The following is a 17,771-nucleotide window of genomic DNA, read 5'->3' on the forward strand; positions in this document are numbered from 1 at the left end:
AAATGCATCGTTAGGCTACACGGATAAGGCCATGTCCGGCCATGTCCCAAGAAATTGCCATGCTTTAAGCAGAACTTTTCCGGATATCGCGTGCTTTTCAGGTGTATTTATGTACAGTATCTGATGTGTATCGATACATTGCGGATCAAGGCGTTTTAAAGCGCACAGTGTATGGCGCTCGCCATTACGGTCAGTGTTTTCTGTTCTTCATCTTTTCACCGACAGACTGACTTATCTATTGATGACCGTTGATTTGAATACCGACAGCCTGGCTGTCGGTCTGCTGTTTTGAGGACGTTGTTCGTGGACGACACTACAGGCTCATCCGTCAGCCATCTCTCCAATCTCGAGCGGCTGCGAAGCCGTCTGCTCGATCTCAGCGCCCGTAACCGGCTGCTCAATTTTTCCCATGCGCGGAGCAAGCGTTTCGTTCGCGTGATCGACGAGCTTCCGGACCAGTTGTTCGAGATGCTGCTTTCCGAGCGCTCGATGCGCTTTGCGGCCGTGCCTGAGCCTACGCAAGCGTTGCTGCTCCAGCATGGCTTTCTGGAAAAAGACCCCTGTACGGGGCAAATGCGCGAAGTCAAAAAACTACCTGCCGCAGAAGAGTGGGCTGCTGTATTGGGCATGGCTTCCAGCTATGAACTTCCCATGCCGATACTGGCCGAGGCGCCTGTCGTGGATGACAGCCTTCTGCGGCTTGAAAACGAAGGGGGCCTGATCGAAGAGCCTCCCGTGCTGGGGGAGATCCGGGAGCGCAAGCACTCGGATGAGTCCATTCAGAGCCTTTATTTTCCGCCCGAACTCGAGGCGCGCCTGCAGATTCTGCATGCCCAGTCACGGGTCGCGCTGGAAGAAAGCGGTGCGAATATCCTGTATCTGGCCATTGGCTTTCTGGAATGGGACGAATCTGTAGCCGGTAGCAACAGTACGCGTCTGGCGCCGCTCATGCTTGTGCCCGTGCAGCTGGAAAAAGGCAGGCTCAACGCAGAAACCGCGACCTTCGAATACCGTATCCAGTACACCGGCGAAGATATCCTGACCAACCTGTCGCTCAGGGAAAAGCTGCAACTGGACTTTGGAATTGCGTTGCCCTCCATCACCGAAGAGCTGACGCCCGAGGCCTATTTCCGTCTGGTACAGGATACGATCCTCAGGGCCAAGCCTACCTGGCAGGTGCGCCGGTTTGCCTCGCTCGGCCTGTTCGAATTCGGCAAGCTGATGATGTATCTGGATCTTGATTCGGAGCGCTGGAGCGACGGGCAGCTGGGCGCGCATCCGCTGGTACAGCGCCTGACAGGCGCCTCGGTGGATGAAAAGGAGCCTCTGGCCGAGGCTGGATTCAGTGCTGAATACGCAATTGATGAACTGCCCGAGGTGCACGAGCATTATCCGCTGATCGACGATGCGGACAGCTCCCAGCATAGTGCGCTGGTGGATGTCATCCGGGGTGAAAACCTGGTCATCGAAGGGCCCCCTGGTACCGGCAAGTCCCAGACCATTACCAATATGATCGCGGCGGCCATGGCTCAGGGTAAGAAGGTGCTGTTTGTGGCAGAAAAGCGCGCAGCGCTGGAGGTGGTCAAGAATCGTCTGGAGCGGGCAGGGCTGGGTGATTTCTGCCTGGAGCTGCACAGCCATAAAAGCCAGAAGCAGGCGGTGATCTCCAGTATCCGCCAGCGAATCCAGAAACGGGGTACCTTTCGTTCGCCCAAGGAGCGACAGGCTCAGATCGAGCACTATGAACGTCTGAAGCGACAGCTCAACCGCTATGTCGAGCAATTGCACGCTCCCTGCGAGCAGGTTGGCATGACGGCGCATCAGATTCTCATGCAGGCGACCCGTTTGCGTGAGAGTCTGCCTGTGGCGCCTTCCGAACTGCATCCTGTGTATGACTTGCCTGTTTCGCGTGTACAGCTGGAAGAGCAAGCCAACTTTTACGCCATCTACTACCGCAAGACTGCGCAGGAAGCTGGCGAGCCGGGACGGCTGGAAACCCACCCCTGGTTTGGCTGCCGCCTCATCCGTTTGACCGGCACCGAGCGGGAAGGCCTTATGTCGTCGCTTGAGCATGCCCGGCAAGCGCTGACCCGCTTTGCTGCGCTCAGGGCTCCACTGGCCGAACGGATGGGGGCACCGGCGCTCGCGCAGTTCACGCCCCAGGCACTGGCTGATCTGGCGGAGCGCCTTCCCGCGTTGATCCTCCCACAAGGCGACGAGGATTGGACATTGCTGCCCTTGCTGGATGAATCATCCTGTACAGCATTGGGTGACTGGCTGGACCGGTTCGATGCCTTGCTCAAGGGGCAGGAGGCCCTAGCGCGCCGTTTCAAGCCTGACGCCATTCGTTCCGCCGATATCTGCCAGCTGCTTAACCGGGCTTGCGCTGCGCTACGGTTGCATGTGGAAGGAGAGCTGGACCTGTCACAGGCGCTGGACCTCATGAAGCGAACCCGCGATCTGATGCAGGCAGCTGCTCAGGTCAATACGGCCGTGCAACACCTGCAAGAGCAGGGCGCGGCAGGCGAGTGGATAAGCGACCGGGAGGGACTGGAGCAGCTGGGTACGTTGCTTCTCCTGGCGCAGGCACTGCCGGCCGAATTGGTCGAGGCGCGTCAGCGAAGCTATGAAGACGAGGCGCTCGATATCCTGCTCTCCAAGCTCGCGGATCAGCTGCCCGAACTGCGCCGTCAGCGTGAGCATCTGTCCAAGGTGTTTTCGTTCAGCCGCCTGCCCGATAGCCAGCGTCTGGAGGATCTGCATCGCGTGCTGTCCGATGCGTCTCTGCTGCGCTGGTTCAAGGGCGAGTGGCGAGCGGCCAAGGCAGAACTGCTGACGCTGGTACGGCCCGGTGTGAAGCTGGGCGAAGGCATCGACGCGCTGGTGGAGGCCGTCGCGTTTCAGCGTGAAAGCACGGCGCTGGCGCAGAATACCGGCTATGCCCAAAAGCTGGGGCCACTGTTCAAAGGGCTAGAGACAGAAATCGATGAGCTCTTGCGTCTGCGCGCCTGGTATCGTCAGGTACGGGAAACCTGCGGCCGCGGCTTTGGTGCCAAGATATGGATTGCGGATTACCTGACCAAGGCAGACGCTGCGGACATCGCCGCGTTACAGGGTGAGGCCGATACACTGCTGGCCTATCTGGGAGAAGTAGAGGATTTAAGGCAGGACCTCGAAACCCTGTTTACCTTTGATGCTCATGATCTGCGCACACAGCCGCTGCTGGCCGCTGACGGTGTGCTGGTCCGCCTGCTCAAGAGCGTGGGTGGGGCACTCAAGGCGATGCTGCCCCATGTTCGGGAGCAGAATCCAACGCTCAATGGGTTACAGGCACAGATCAAAACCCTGGAGGCGTGGCAGCAAAGCGCTGCCCAACTGCGTCAGGACCAGCAGCTTGCGGCTGTGCTGGAAGGCCGCGAGCTACCGACCCTGGGGCAAGCCTCAAGCGCCCGCGCCACCCTCAACACCTGGCGTCATACCGTCGAGCTTGCCCGGCCATTGCTGGCGCTGTCTGTTGGACGCGACCTGATGGCACGTCTGGCCGAAGAGGGCGCGGACGGCGCCGAACGCCTGATCCAGGAGTGGCAAGAGCAGGCTGCGGTCATTCAGCAGGGCATGGCAGCCTGGGAAGACCGTCTGGACGCCTTCCTGGTGCGAGGAGAAATCGAGCCTGACGAGTGGTGGCAGGTTGTTACGGAGCCGACATTCGAGGCGCTGGAAGCACGTTTGCGCCGGGCGTCCGAGCGTGAAGACCTGCTCGATCACTGGTTCGAATACCGTCGACTGCGTAGCCGGCTGGCTGACCTTGGTTTCGAGTCTACCGTTGTGGCCATTGAGCGGCAGCGACTGACGGCAGATCAATGCGCCGACGGCTGCCTGCTGGGCTTGCTGGACCGCTGGGCCTGCCAGATTCTGGAGGATAACCCAGCGCTGGGGCAGTTTTCCGGTAAGGAACAGGAGGCTATTCGAGCGCGCTTTGCCGAAATCGACCAGGCGCTCAAACAGATTCAGCGCGACGAGGTGGCGTACGACATCGATCAGGTAGAAGTGCCTGCCGGCAATAACTCCGGCAAGGTGAAGGAGCGCACCGAGCTGGCCCTGCTGGAGCACGAAGCCAGCAAACAGCGCAGCCATCAGCCGATTCGCAGTCTCATGCAGCGTGCCGTCAAAGCACTGCAGGCACTCAAGCCCTGCTTCATGATGAGTCCGATGGCGGTAGCGCAATATCTGCCCGCGGGCGAAGTGGAGTTTGATCTGGTGGTAATGGACGAAGCCTCGCAGATGCGTCCCGAAGAGTCCTTGGGCAGCATTGCCCGCGGTCGTCAGCTCGTGGTCGTCGGTGATCCGAAACAGCTGCCGCCCACCAACTTCTTTGCACGCCAGGGAACGGGAGACGACGCAGAAGATGAAGACCTGTCCCTCGCTCAGGATTCCGAAAGTATCCTGGATGCGGCCATGCCCTTGTTCCGGCTGCGCCGCCTGCGCTGGCACTACCGCTCGCGGCATGAAAGCCTGATTGCGTTTTCCAACGCGGCCTTCTATGACGGTAACCTGGTGGTCTATCCCTCACCGCATCGCGAGTCGGCTGAGTTTGGCGTCAAGTTTGAGCGTATCGGCAACGGCCGTTTCGTCGAGCAGCGCAACGTAGAGGAAGCCGAGGCAGTTGTGGCAGCGATTGAGCATCACCTGCTCAATCGCCCCCAGGAGTCCCTGGGCGTGGTTGCGATGAACGTCAAGCAGTCTGACCAAATCGAGCGCCTACTGGAGCTGCGCGCCAAGCAGAACCCGGAGCTTCAGCTTGCCTGGGAGCGTAATGCGGGACTGGCCGAGCCGCTGTTCATCAAGAACCTGGAAAACGTGCAGGGGGATGAGCGAGACGTCATTTTCATCTCGTTCACCTACGGCCCCATGGAGGCAGGTGGCAAGGTGCCCCAGCGCTTTGGCCCGATCAACAGCGACTCGGGTTGGCGACGGCTGAACGTCTTGTTCACTCGCTCCAAGAAGCGTATGCACATTTTTACGTCGTTCACGGCATCGGATGTACTCGTTACCGGTACGTCGAGTCGTGGCGTACACGCGCTGCGTAACTTCTTGCACTATGCCGAGACGGGGTATCTGCCGCGCGTGGAAGAAACCGCACGCGCCCCGGACAGCGACTTCGAGATTGCCGTCATGGACGCCTTGTCTCGCCACGGTTACACCTGTGAGCCGCAGGTTGGTGTGGCAGGCTTTTTCATCGATCTGGCCGTGCGTGATCCTGAACAGCCAGGACGTTATCTGATGGGAGTTGAATGTGATGGGGCTGCTTACCACTCAGCCAAGTCCGCGCGGGACCGGGATCGGTTGCGTCAAAGCGTCCTGGAGCAATTGGGCTGGCGGATCCGCCGAATCTGGTCAGTGGACTGGTTCCGTAACCCTCGTACACAGCTCGATCCCATTATTCATGAGCTTGATCAACTACGAAGGGAAGGGTCTGTCTCTACCAAGCAGTTGAGCAAAGAGGAAAAGACCATGGAGCATGAGGTTTTAGATGCAAGCGTAGGGACCCACCTGCTGGTTGAGCCTCCTGTTACAGAAAGAGCAAATCACGGCCCGGACGATATGAACCCGCACGTCCACTAAAATAAAGGCCCGCCAAGCGCGGGCCTTTTGCTGGAGCCTGCCTGTTAGCAGGCTTCGCCGTACAGCGTTTTCTCACGGTTGATCATGATATCTGCCAGGAACCAATAGGCTTCGCCCCAGGCATTCAGGATCTCGTCAGTGGCCGCATCACCCAGTACATCCTTGATGGCTGGAAGCAGAGCATTGGCAACTGCAGGGTAGTGTTCGGCCTTGACGTGTGTGGCTACGTGCCGGGCGCAGATCTTGTCCACTGCACCCTGAATCGCTTCCAGATGGTCCACGTTCTTGGCAAAGGCCAGGATGGCGGCAGCCAGGCGTCTGGGTTGTTCGCCCGACTTGTGGGCGGCTTCGTCGAACAGTGCCTTTATCTCTGGATCGACAAACAGACGCTCGTACATGCGGGTCGTAATAGCAACGCCATGCTCCTGAATGACAGGCGCCGTCGATTTGATAATAGCAATGGTTTCAGGTGATAAAGGCTGGCTCATAAGGCTTCCTACCGTATTCTCAGGCCGCTGCAAAAGGCGGCCCTGTTGTCATCAGGCTAGTGTTATCGATAACAGCGCCCCTCGGCGGAGGGCTTGCTAGAAGCATAGACTACCGCGCTGATATCGCCGCAAAGGCACGAATCGATGGCTGTAGCCTAATAAGGTTGCGAGGCGGAGGTATTGATATATGTCATGGTGCCTGCAATAAGCCAGGCACCATGACATGTGGTCAGGCTCAACGGGCGTCAGGAAACCTTGAAGCCCGGCTTGATATGCGCCACCAGATCAAGGAAAAGCGTCCATGTACGCTCGGTAGACGAAATGCTCAAGCATTCATCGGGCGAGTGTGCGTTACGGATGTCCGGGCCGAACGAGATCATATCAACATCCTGCAGCTTGGCGCTGAACACACCGCACTCCAGTCCCGCATGGATTCCTGCCACTTCAGGAGCACGGCCATATTGAGCGGTGAAACGTTCAACAAACAGGTCGCGTAACGGGGATTCCGGCCGGAAGGGCCAGGCAGGATAACCATCATGCAGTTCGAAGCGTGCACCGATCACACGTGCCAGGGCTTCGAGCTTGGCAACGGTCGCCTCCATTTGCGAAGGCTGCGAACTGCGGCTGGCGCTGCCAAAGCTGATTTCGTCGCCTACGATGTCCAGGGTGCCCAGATTGGTAGAGGTTTCTACAAGGCCGGCTATATCCGGACTCATACGTTGAACACCCTGGGGCATCAGGATCAAGGCCTCACTAAGGGCCGTGGTCGTGGTTTTGGCAAAGCAGCGCTCCGGCATGGACGCGGCTTCCAATGCGAGTTCAAGGCCAGGGTCGGCCGTCACGTATTCCTGTGAAAGCCGTTCGTACCATGTCTTCAAGGTGGCGTCGAAAGCGTCGATGTTGTCTGAAGAGATAAGCAGCGTGACTTCAGCGCGGCGGGGTATCGCATTGCTCTTGCCCGAGCCTCCCTGTACATGCGCAACGTGAACATCATGCTTTACCAGCAGATCACTCAGGATGCGGCCCAGCAGCAAGATTGCATTACCACGTGGCGTATGAATATCCAGGCCTGAATGTCCCCCTTTAAGGCCGCGTACGTGCAGCTTCATGGCTCTTGAGCCGGCAGGAACGTCGCTCCACTGGATCGGAAGACGCATATCGCTGCGATTGCCACCCGAGCAGCTGGTAAATAGCAGGCCCTCTTCTTCGCTATCGATATTAAGAAACAAGCGACCCTTCAGGCTGGATGTATCAAGTTTTGAGGCTCCTCTGAGGCCTACCTCTTCCTGGGACGTGAAAATAGCCTCTAGTGGAGGGTGCGGAATGTCGCGGCTTTCCAGCAATGCCAGCATGAACGCCACGGCAATGCCGTTATCGGCGCCCAGGGTAGTGCCATCAGCCTTGAGCAGGTCGCCTTCAATACGCAGCGAGATGGGGTCGCGGTTGAAGTCGATGGGGTTGCCTTCGTTCTTCTCGCACACCATATCGGTATGCCCCTGCAGGATGGTTACAGGCGCATCTTCATAACCAGCGCTACCTGGCTTGCGGATAATGACGTTATCCAAGGCATCACGTTCGGCCTGCAAGCCATGGCGATCAGCAAATGCCATCAAATGATCGGCAACAGCCTGCTCGTGGAAGGAGGGGCGGGGAATAGCGGAAAGTGCTGCGAAATGACGAAAAACTGCAGCCGGGGCAAGATGCTCAACAGAGGCCGACATGATGGCTCCAGAAAAAGGAAAACGTTGAGCGTCGGCTGATGCTGCTGGCGAGTCAAGCAGTTTTACCCATGAAGCACCCGCCAGAGCGCCTCATGAGAAGGGCGGCTTACTGGTTCATGCGCTGGCGATAATCCACCAGCTCCTTGCCCAGCGCCTCGGTGGCATCCTGAAGCGTATCGATCGGACGCTTGCGGCAATAGTCACTGATCCACTGCATGCGCAGGCCGTCATCCATGCCTTCTGAAATATTCTTGATTCCACTGCGGGTGGACTCATTGAAGAAGGTGAAATAACCCGACACCCACTCACTGGCATACGGCTTGTCAGCGCTCCAGGTACTGAGCAGGTCACGGCAGGTCTTGGATCCAATACCCAACGCCTTGATGGGCTCATCCCCATCAGCAGCAAACGCCCCTTGCGCCAAGCTGCTCACCAGTGCCAGCGTCATGGCTATCCCTGTCATTCGTTTCATGGTCGTCCTCATGGGTTGGAAGCAAAAAGCGCTTGGACCTTATAAAGAGTGAAGGATTCGCTGGCAATCGTAACGTCTAAAATCTGCTTTCAAGTTTGCAGCTTTGTTCATTTACACGAGGCGCTGGCCTATGCTTTAACGACACAGTATTTCAGAAATGGTCATCTAGGAAACTAATGCCTTCTGCCATTTGATATGGGTCGGAAAACATGTTCTAGATATTCCAGTAGAAGAAGATGATAAAATATTTTTAAATATTTCGTGATTTAAGCGAAGCCTTCAGTAATGAATGAAGGGGCATTTATAGTTTGAGAAAGCGCATGGCACCCTCATATGGCAAAAGCCTTAACAAGAATTAGACGATATAGTCGATCGCTGAATCGTTAGCGACTTTTGTTCGAGCTGGGTAAGCATTATCAGACAAGCAAATATGGCCTCGGTAAGCCAGCACGCTGTTTATAAAGGTTGGCCAATCGATATCAATTAGATCGGCGTGTATTAGTAATGTACAACTTTTGTAATGTTGTTTGTAAAATGGTGATTCAATTAATTATTGATCGAAGTCTTTCGGCAGAGTAAGCGATATCTCATTAAGAACGAAACCCGAGTTTCCTCGGGTTTCGTCGAATACGATAGGCGTATAGCCAAGCGTTAGAAAGCCAGCGCTACTTTTGCACCGTATTCATTGGCCTTGAGTTTGACATCGTCGGCGACGTCGAGGTTGTTCTTGAGTTTGTATTCATTATGAACATAGTAAACGCCGACCATGACAGGCATGGAGTTGGCACCCTGGTTGAACAGTACACTCATCTCGGCGTACGGATTGGTACGGTCGCGAAGATCAACGCGGTCGCTGCCTACATCTTCGACCTTGAGGCGAGCCCGGGCGTTGAGCGTGCGGCGTGCACCGGCTTCCAGGCGGAAGGTTGTCGCCTCATCAAACTGATGGTTATAGCCCAGTGCAGCCTTGGCAAATGCACCTTTGGTGGTCAGCTTGACATCTTCGCCACTGGTATCAGGCTCATAGCGTGTCCAGCCGTAGCCGCCACCTACCAGAGCATCAAGGTAGTTGGTGTTGTCGATGGCCATGCGCCAGCCAAGATCGACATCGCCTTGAGCTTCCTTGAGTTTATTGCTGTGTCTTTCACCAAACTTGACCTTGGCTTCGCCTTGATAAATGAAACCTTCCTCGCCGGTCATCTTGTTACCAAAGTTATAGAAGACGCCTCCTTTGCCCATATGGGTTTTATCGGAGCCTACGTCAGACTCAAGTTTATATTTGCTGTAGCTGCCTAATACACCCAAATTGGAAATAGGGCCGGTATCAGCGGCCATTGCATAGGATGAAGCGATGGTAAAAACAGCTACGGCAGAAGTCTGAACCCAGCGGGCTCCGAAGAAAGGAAACATGATCGACTCTCCTAGATAAAACAGTAAATCGCAACAGGCGCGTATTACGAATGGCGGCGTTTCTATAGGTTCAAAAAACTAGACGATATGCGTCAATAATCAAGTTGATGTAGTCAATATTTAATTGATGGTATGACCAAATAGGTTTCTGCTATTTGTTTTGATGTCAAAATGATTTTCCCTGTACAGTTACATACATGGCTGCATACACATAAAAATTAAGTGAAGTGCCGCTTATAAGCCGCTTATAAAGAGCAACATAGTTAAAGAATGTTAGCCATAAACCGGACAGTTCATTTAAGTGCAAACACAAGCGGCAAAACGTTAACTAAAGGTAATCGTGCGACGAATGGCGCATGAGGCTAACGGAGAGAAGCGGAATACTAGGGCGGAGAAAAGCTAAGGTTGAGCAGAAGGGTGGCGAGGTGATCTGTATCGTTTTCTTCTGGATGCCACCGCTATGGTCAGCATCCAGAAGAGGGCTGAAGCGTTAGAATGCTACGCCGACTTTTGCACCGTATTCGTCATGCTTGAGCTTGACGTTATCGGCCAGGGCTAGGCGATCCTTCAACTTATCCTCGTGGTGCTCGTAGTACAGACCTGCTGTAATCGGCAGACCTTTGCCATTCTGGTTGAACAGCATGTCCATCTCCGCATAAGGATTGGTGCGGTCATGGATATCTACACTTTCGCTGCCTTCATGCTGGACATGCAAACGGGCGCGCTCATTCAGCTGACGACGCACACCGCCTTCCAGACGCAGGGTGGTGGTGTTGTCGAAGGCATGGTTATAACCCAGGGCTGCCTTGGCGAAAGGCCCTTTTGCGGTCAGGCGTAGATCATTGCCGCTGGTATCAGGTTCATAGCGAGACCAGTCGTAACCTGCACCGACAAGCGCATCGACATAATTCTGGTTATCGATTGCCATTCTCCAGCCTAGATCAGCCTGGCCACGACCTTCCTTGAGGCGATTACTGTGCTTCTCACCAAACGTGGCTTCAACGCCTGCCTGATAGATAAGGCCTTCGCCGCCGGTCATCTTGTTGCCGTAGTTATAGAACACGCCAGCTTTAGGCAGATGTCCATTTTGCGAGCCCAGGTTGGACTTCAGCTTGTACTGATCATAGCTGCCAGTGATACCGGCTGTAGAAATAGCGCCGCTGGTGTCTGCCATAGCGTGAAAAGAAAAGGCAGCCAATACAGAAAAAATAGAAGAATGAATCCAGCGATTGCGTGCTTTGATAGTCATAAAGATACTCCTGAACATAATGCTATAATGTTACATAGCAGGCTCACTTTAATTCAGACTGAAGTTAATAACAATAATAGTTAGCTATCTAACTGATAGGTGGTTATCGATTGGTTGGGTGAGTATTGGTGCTTCTATACCGCTAGCGCCGGGGCGATAGCGCCTTGACGCAAGTGATACAAGAGTGACATTCGGCAGGAAGCATTCTAGGTTTCTCTGCATCCCAGCAGTAAGAGAGCCAGAAGGTTATGATCCCGTTCTGCGCACAAACGACGGGTGCCTGACAGGCTTGGGAGCGGTTCTGCTAAGCCCGGCCGCTTGATCCATTGAGACGCCAGGGCCGGAACCTGTTTAGTATTGGTCACTTCGCTTAATAGACGAGATAGGGATGTCAGGCAAAAGAACAGTTGCCATTGGTTTTATCGGCTCGACGCTGGATCGGGTAGGCCAGGGCGCCAATCGCTGGAGTAAATGGCGTCCAACGGTTGGGCTATGCCAGCAGCAGGATCTGCTTGTCCACAGGCTTGAGCTGATTCATGGCACTGATGCGCGAGATGTGAACCTTGCTGAGCGGCTGAGAGAAGATATCCATCAGGTATCGCCGGAAACCGAGGTGCACCTGCATGCCTTGTCGCTACGTAATCCCTGGGATTTCGAAGAGGTGTATGGCGCACTGCATGACTTTGCGGTGGGCTATGCCTTTGATACCGAGCATGAGGACTATCTCGTGCATATCACGACGGGCACACATGTCGCGCAGATCTGCTGGTTTCTGTTGACCGAGGCCCGCTACTTGCCTGCAAGACTCATTCAAACGTCACCCGCCAGGCGTCGTGATGAAGGCAATGAGGTATCAGGAACCCATGCGCTGATCGACCTTGATTTGTCTCGCTATGACCGTATTGCTACCCGGTTTCAGCATGAGCGCCTGGAGGGTCTGGCTTTTCTCAAGTCAGGCATTGCAACGCGGAACATGACTTTTAACCGGACCATCGAGCAGATCGAGCGCGTCGCCCTACGCTCTAAAGCGCCTCTGCTATTGATAGGGCCTACAGGCGCCGGCAAGTCTTTTCTGGCGCGCCGCATTTATGAGCTCAAGCGCAGCCGACATCAGGTGGATGGACGCTTTGTCGAGGTCAACTGTGCCACGCTCAGGGGCGACGGTGCGATGTCTACCTTGTTTGGTCATGCAAGGGGGGCCTTTACTGGCGCACAGAGCGCGCGCGAGGGGCTGCTTCGTGCGGCTGACGGCGGTGTATTGTTTCTGGATGAAATTGGTGAGCTGGGCCTTGATGAACAGGCCATGTTGCTCAAGGCGGTCGAGGAAAAGCGCTTCTTTCCGCTGGGCTCGGATAGAGAAGTGACCAGTGATTTTCTACTGATGGCGGGCACGCATCGGGACTTGCGCAGCCGCGTAGCGGAAGGGCTGTTCCGTGAAGATCTGTTTGCCCGCATCAATCTCTGGACGTTCGACTTACCCGGGTTGGCGGGGCGGCGAGAGGACATTGAGCCCAACATTGACTTTGAGCTGGAGCGTCACGCTCGGGAGCAAGGACGCCTGGTGCGCTTCAATCTGGAAGCGCGACGTCGTTACCTGAATTTTGCCATTTCCAGCGAGGCTGCATGGAGCGGCAACTTCCGCGAGCTATCCGCCTCCATTACACGCATGGCGACTCTGGCGGACAGCGGACGAATCGATGAGGCAAACGTGCAGGAGGAGATCGACCGGCTGCGCCGTGCCTGGGGGCTTCAGTCGTCAAGCGATGGGCTGGGTCTGCTTCTGGGCGAGCGGACCGAGGAAATGGACCTCTTTGATCGTCTGCAGCTCGCGTCTGTCATCCGCATCTGCCAGCAGGCGGATAGCCTGTCTGACGCGGGGCGTCGACTGTTCGGCGTCTCACGACAGGCCAAGGCCCAGCCGAACGATGCCGATCGGTTACGCAAATATCTGGCGAAGTTCGGCTTGGAGTGGGGGCAGGTAAAAAAGGGGACGTGAAGCGGACATGTATTTCCCAAAATGAGCCGTGAGACATGCTGTCAGCCAGCTGTGCTCATGGCTCTGAAATAAAATCAGCAGGCACATGCTCTACCAGCCAGACGCCATTGTCAGCCTGAAAGAATCGATGGCCCTGTTGATCCATATCCAGGGCTCTGATAACCAGCACTACCGGCTGGCCATAACGTTTGCCGACATTGATGGCAGTATCGGTATTATCAGAAAGATGAACGTGGTGGCGTGAGCCTGGAATCAAACCTTTCTTTCGTATCGATTCCAGAAAACGGACAGCTGTACCGTGGTACAAGCGTTCGGGCGGTACTTTTTGGATATGCTGAAGAGTGACCTGTGAGGTGGAGTGACCTTGCGCCGCCCGTATACGCGTTCCGTCGGGCGATAAGCTGAAGCGCTTTTTATCGTTGCCAACTACAACTTCTCGTATCAGGTGCTCGTTGAGTTCTCGGCCATGTCTGGCTGCGCCTGCGATCAACGTGGTGATCTCAACCCAACCTTCGCTATCGAGCGCTATGCCGATTGCCTGAGGCCCGTGCCTGAGGGCGTAACTCAGAAATTTGCTCGTTTCGATAAGCCTCTGATTGCTCATCGAGTCCTCCATTCAGCTGCGTGTATTTCAGCGTAGGCGGGGTAATACAGGCATTGGGCGGTATTGTCTGGCAATCCGCCCAATAAGAGGCTCTGACTAGCGTCCTGCCATGGGCTCATGGCCGTAGCTGGGCGAGTGTGGGCCTACCAGGATGCCGTTGGGACGGCCAGCCGACAGCAAACGAAGGCTAGTGATTCCGGCAATTTCATGGCCTTTATCGCTGATCGAGTTCGCAATCTGGTTTATAGCGGCTGTGATCAGTAAATCAATCAGACCGCCACCGCTGTTCTGCTGCTGCTCAGCTGTACTTGCGCTTGCTGCACCTTGCCAAAGCAATTTGCCGCTGCGCAAATCGACGAGTTTGGCGGAAGCCGTTACAACCGTCTCACTGCTGATGATGGCATATGTACTGCCATAGCGGCTGACCTCCACATACATGGCAGCATCTGCGCCAAAGATTTCACGAAGCTTGGCAGGCGGTGCCGCCTGCATTTCGTCAGGGGTTAGCAGGCCGTTTTCCTTGAAGGTTTCATCCACAAGGGCGACAGGTAAAACGTAATAACCGGCTTCGGCCAGAGGGTAGGTCAGCTGTGAAAGTACGCTGTATGTCGCCTTCACATCGGGCGACTTGTTTACGGGCGGCAGAATGACAATAGAAGCCGGTTTGCTTTCCTTAAAGGCCGTGTAGTCATAGGGCTGCTGCTGGTTAGCGCAACCTGCCAGCAAGCCGAAAGCAGACAGGATAAACAACGCTTTGAGATAAAAACTGCGCATGGGATAGCTCCTACTTCTTGAAGTTGCGCATCAGGAAGTCCATGTACGCAGTGGACTCTGGAAACAAGGTCTTTTCAGTTTCAAATTGCTGGCGGACCTGATCCATTTTGCCTACTTCGGCGTAGAGCATGCCTAGCTGTGCGTGATAACCAGGCGCAGGCGTTAGGCCTTTGGAGCGGGCTTGTTGCAAACCGGCCTCCATCGCGATGATTTGCTGTTCAGGGCCGGTTTCTTTGGTGAAGTGCTGATACACCTGATCCTGATAGCCAGGCCAGTAATAAAGCGATTTGGGCTGTTCAGCGCAGCCGCTCAACAGCGCGATCAAGGTAAGCGACAACAATGCAGCGCAGGGCTGTAAAACGCTTTTCATATCCATTCCTTAGAACGTAAAGCTTATTGCACGGGCTTCCAGGCACCGCTATCAATCCCTTCAACCAGGCGGTTGACTGCTTCGCGAATGGCCAGGTCCAGTACCTTGCCGTTCAGCGTCGAGTCGTAACTGGCTGTCCCGCCAAAGCCAACCACTTCCCGGTTGGACAGGTTGTACTCACCGGCACCCTGGGTTGAGTAAACCACTTCGGACGTACGAACATTGACGATATTGAGGTTGACCTTGGCATAGGCAATTTGTGATTTGGCGCGACCAAGAATGCCAAAGAGCTGTTGGTCGCCTACTTCCTTGCGGCCAAATTCTGTTACGTCGCCGGTAACTACATAATCAGCACCACGCAGCTGCTGGCCCTTTTTCGAGAGGGCACTTTCCTGCGCTATTTCACTCATGTTGTCACGGTCCAGTACATTGAACCGGTTGGACTGCTGAAGGTGAGTCACTAGAATGGTTTTAGCTTGACCGCCGAGACGATCGACACCATCTGAAAACAAGCCCCGCATATAGCTTGAGCGGTTGTCGAATTTACCTACGGAAACAGGCTGGCGTACGCCTTGGTAGACACTTTGAGCGGAGGTCACCTTAGCAACTTCCAGGGTTCGGGATTCTTCGGTTGCGCAGCCAGACATTAGAGCCGACAAGCTAATGGCGCTTGCAATCAAAACCTTCTTTTTCATGTACTTCTCTTTACTGAAGTTGAGGCTATTACCATCACTCCGTCTGTGCGTAGTAATAACCGTAGGCGAGCAGATCACACTGCTTTAGCGTTTGCCGTATGCAACGAAGAAAGAGAGGTAGGGATGTATTCGCTGGAATTGCCAGGGATAAGCGGCAATCGAGAATCAAGAAACCTGACCAATCCTTGGCTGATTAGCATCCTGCTAGAGAAGGGAATTTGTGAAGTCTATCAACCTTCTTAAAACATATTAGGTTGTGCTTCGACGAATGGAGCAGATGAAGTCATAGACGGAGCAGCAATAGGAGAAGCCGTGAAAGATTTGTCTCAATCAGTGACTGATAGGTCTGTTTTCGAACAAGTAAGTCACGAGGTAGGGAAAGATTTTCAGCCGACCAGCGGCAGAGAGAATTAAAGGATAAAAAGCGCCATTTAAAGCCTGCTTATCATGACACGGAAACGCCTTGCAGGCTTCGAAAACACTGGCCTAAAGCCGCTTTGCTGCGTTTGCTCAATAAGACTTTCTAATTGGCTTGATAGATAAAAGCATTCAGGCTAATGGTCGCCTGCTCTGAACTATCTGGAGCCAAACTGCCTCCACTTCTACAGAGCCTGTACATGACGTCGTTAAGCAGGCTCCTACACCATTGGTGTTATCAAAATCAAAAAGGAAGTAGTGGGATAAGGACAGCGTGATTAAATCTGGATAGGAGAGCTGTATGTTCGTTCATAACAAACGACTTCAGTATACCGTTCGTGTAGCTGGTCCCAACCCGGGCCTGGCCAATCTAATGCTTGAGCAGTTTGGCGGTCCTCAAGGCGAACTCGCGGCTGCGATGCGCTATTTCACCCAGGGTCTGGCCGAAGACGATGCAGGTCGTAAAGATATGCTGATGGATATCGCGACCGAAGAGCTTAGCCACCTGGAAATTATTGGCTCCATCGTCGGTATGTTGAACAAGGGCAACAAAGGCCAACTGGCCGAAGGCATCGAAGAAGAAGCCGAGTTGTACCGTAGCATCACCGGAGCGGGTAACGATTCTCACATTACATCTGTTCTGTACGGTGGCGGCGCACCGCTTACCAACTCTGCAGGTGTACCGTGGACAGCAGCTTATATCGATACCATCACTGAGCCGACTGCTGACCTGCGCTCCAACATCGCAGCAGAAGCGCGTGCGAAGATTGTGTATGAGCGCCTGATCAACCTCACTGACGACGTAGGCGTGAAAGATGCCTTACAGTTCCTGATGACGCGCGAAATCGCTCACCAGAAGTCCTTCGAGAAAGCCCTGCACTCCATGCAGCCCAACTTCCCTCAAGGCAAGCTGCCAGGCAAGCCGGAATTCGCCAACGTGTATTTCAGTATGTCCCAAGGCGAAGGCGACATGCGTGGTCCTTGGAACCAGGGTGGCGAGTGGGAATATGTAGAAAGCCCGCAGCCTGCTGTTGATGGCGGTGATGGCCTGGCTACTGTCAATCTGCCTGCCAAAGACATGAAAGTGGTCGAGCAGATGGTCAAGCGCACAGCGTCCGATCCGGCCAGCAACCCTCTGACTGGGGCTGATCTGGGCTCCGGCATGGCTACGCAGAAGAAAGAAGTCTGACGCTTTTCTGCTAGATGATTACCCGTGCATGGCTTGGCTGTGGTCTGACACCACACCCTGCCATGCAGGGTTCTTATGTAAAACCTTGCGTGAGCCGATAGATACGTTCTTCACCCCGGCACTCATCAGGACGAATTAAAATGGCGGAACGCAGTCGCAATAAACGGCACTGTTATTACCGCATATCAAGGAAGCGAGATGACTGAAGAAAACCGCGACGCACAACTTTCTGAAGACCAGGCGATTGAGTTCGCCCATCAAGTACTCGATTTGGCGCGCAGTGGCGATGCAGTCACATTGGGCAAACTGCTGAATAAGGGGCTGCCCCCCAACCTACGCACCAGTAAAGGTGACACACTGCTAATGCTGGCCAGCTACCATGGACAGCTTGATGCGGTACGTACATTGCTCGATCATGGTGCTGACCCGAATATCTGCAACGATAACGGCCAGAGTCCTATTGCGGGTGCAGCCTTCAAGGGCAATCTGCCAATGGTAAAGCTGTTGGTTGAGCAGGGTGCCGATGTGGAAGGCGTGTCCCCGGATGGCAAGACCGCACTGATGATGGCTGCGATGTTCAATCGGGCCGAAATCGCCGAATACCTGATCGAAAAAGGCGCCAATATTAACGCCCAGGATGCTAACGGTGTAACGCCTCTTGCAGCTGCACAACGTATGGGCGCGCCTGAAACGGTTGCGTTGCTGGAACGAATTCAAGAGCTGCAAAAGTAGGCAGCCTGTTTATGAAAAAGGCGCCTGTCAGG

The 17,771-nt window shown here is 54.7% G+C and carries 13 protein-coding genes; 4 read left to right on the forward strand and 9 right to left on the reverse strand.

The window, feature by feature from the left end; translation table 11 throughout:
- Window positions 1–303: 303 nt before the first annotated feature.
- Complete coding sequence (hhe, locus tag PLU01S_RS02555; RefSeq protein WP_074821797.1) at window positions 304–5,622, forward strand: DUF4011 domain-containing anti-phage protein Hhe; 5,319 nt, start codon at window positions 304–306, stop codon at window positions 5,620–5,622.
- Window positions 5,623–5,666: 44 nt separating this feature from the next.
- Here the strand turns inward: hhe and PLU01S_RS02560 are convergent, their stop codons facing one another.
- The 5 genes from PLU01S_RS02560 to PLU01S_RS02580 form a co-directional block, all read right to left on the reverse strand.
- Window positions 5,667–6,110 (reverse strand): globin domain-containing protein, encoded by a 444-nt coding sequence (locus PLU01S_RS02560; protein WP_010795926.1) that lies wholly within the window; start codon window positions 6,108–6,110, stop codon window positions 5,667–5,669.
- A gap of 245 nt (window positions 6,111–6,355) precedes the next feature.
- Window positions 6,356–7,831 (reverse strand): aminoacyl-histidine dipeptidase, encoded by a 1,476-nt coding sequence (locus PLU01S_RS02565; RefSeq protein WP_074821800.1) that lies wholly within the window; start codon window positions 7,829–7,831, stop codon window positions 6,356–6,358.
- 106 nt (window positions 7,832–7,937) lie between these two features.
- Complete coding sequence (locus tag PLU01S_RS02570) at window positions 7,938–8,303, reverse strand: HdeA/HdeB family chaperone (RefSeq protein ID WP_019366404.1); 366 nt, start codon at window positions 8,301–8,303, stop codon at window positions 7,938–7,940.
- Between the two features lie 651 nt (window positions 8,304–8,954).
- A complete protein-coding gene (locus tag PLU01S_RS02575) occupies window positions 8,955–9,713 on the reverse strand; it encodes an outer membrane beta-barrel protein (RefSeq protein ID WP_074821804.1) in 759 nt (252 codons plus the stop codon).
- 490 nt (window positions 9,714–10,203) lie between these two features.
- Window positions 10,204–10,962 carry an outer membrane beta-barrel protein gene (locus PLU01S_RS02580; RefSeq protein ID WP_074821807.1) on the reverse strand — a complete coding sequence of 253 codons (759 nt, stop codon included), beginning with the start codon at window positions 10,960–10,962 and terminating at the stop codon, window positions 10,204–10,206.
- A gap of 388 nt (window positions 10,963–11,350) precedes the next feature.
- On the opposite strand from PLU01S_RS02580, the gene rtcR reads away from it, so the two are divergent.
- Window positions 11,351–12,958 (forward strand): RNA repair transcriptional activator RtcR, encoded by a 1,608-nt coding sequence (gene rtcR, locus PLU01S_RS02585; protein ID WP_074821809.1) that lies wholly within the window; start codon window positions 11,351–11,353, stop codon window positions 12,956–12,958.
- Between the two features lie 55 nt (window positions 12,959–13,013).
- Here rtcR and PLU01S_RS02590 read toward each other — a convergent pair whose 3' ends face one another.
- The 4 genes from PLU01S_RS02590 to PLU01S_RS02605 all read right to left on the reverse strand — a co-directional run bounded on the left by PLU01S_RS02590 (window position 13,014) and on the right by PLU01S_RS02605 (window position 15,401).
- Complete coding sequence (locus PLU01S_RS02590) at window positions 13,014–13,562, reverse strand: RNA 2'-phosphotransferase (RefSeq protein WP_074821811.1); 549 nt, start codon at window positions 13,560–13,562, stop codon at window positions 13,014–13,016.
- A 96-nt stretch (window positions 13,563–13,658) separates the two neighbouring features.
- The gene (locus tag PLU01S_RS02595) at window positions 13,659–14,336 is read right to left on the reverse strand and encodes a DUF799 domain-containing protein (RefSeq protein ID WP_074821814.1); all 678 of its coding nucleotides are present in this window, start codon (window positions 14,334–14,336) and stop codon (window positions 13,659–13,661) included.
- Between the two features lie 10 nt (window positions 14,337–14,346).
- Entirely contained in the window at window positions 14,347–14,706 is a 360-nt protein-coding gene (locus PLU01S_RS02600) for a DUF4810 domain-containing protein (protein WP_074821817.1), read from the reverse strand.
- Window positions 14,707–14,729: 23 nt separating this feature from the next.
- Complete coding sequence (locus tag PLU01S_RS02605; protein WP_074821819.1) at window positions 14,730–15,401, reverse strand: CsgG/HfaB family protein; 672 nt, start codon at window positions 15,399–15,401, stop codon at window positions 14,730–14,732.
- 718 nt (window positions 15,402–16,119) lie between these two features.
- Between PLU01S_RS02605 and PLU01S_RS02610 the strand changes: the two genes are divergently transcribed.
- Window positions 16,120–17,007 (forward strand): manganese catalase family protein, encoded by an 888-nt coding sequence (locus PLU01S_RS02610; protein WP_010795923.1) that lies wholly within the window; start codon window positions 16,120–16,122, stop codon window positions 17,005–17,007.
- A gap of 198 nt (window positions 17,008–17,205) precedes the next feature.
- The gene (locus PLU01S_RS02615; protein WP_074821821.1) at window positions 17,206–17,739 is read left to right on the forward strand and encodes an ankyrin repeat domain-containing protein; all 534 of its coding nucleotides are present in this window, start codon (window positions 17,206–17,208) and stop codon (window positions 17,737–17,739) included.
- Window positions 17,740–17,771 lie beyond the last annotated feature (32 nt).

Origin of the sequence: Pseudomonas luteola NBRC 103146, from assembly GCF_002091675.1 — a bacterium.
In the GTDB taxonomy this organism is placed as follows: Bacteria; Pseudomonadota; Gammaproteobacteria; order Pseudomonadales; family Pseudomonadaceae; genus Chryseomonas; species Chryseomonas luteola.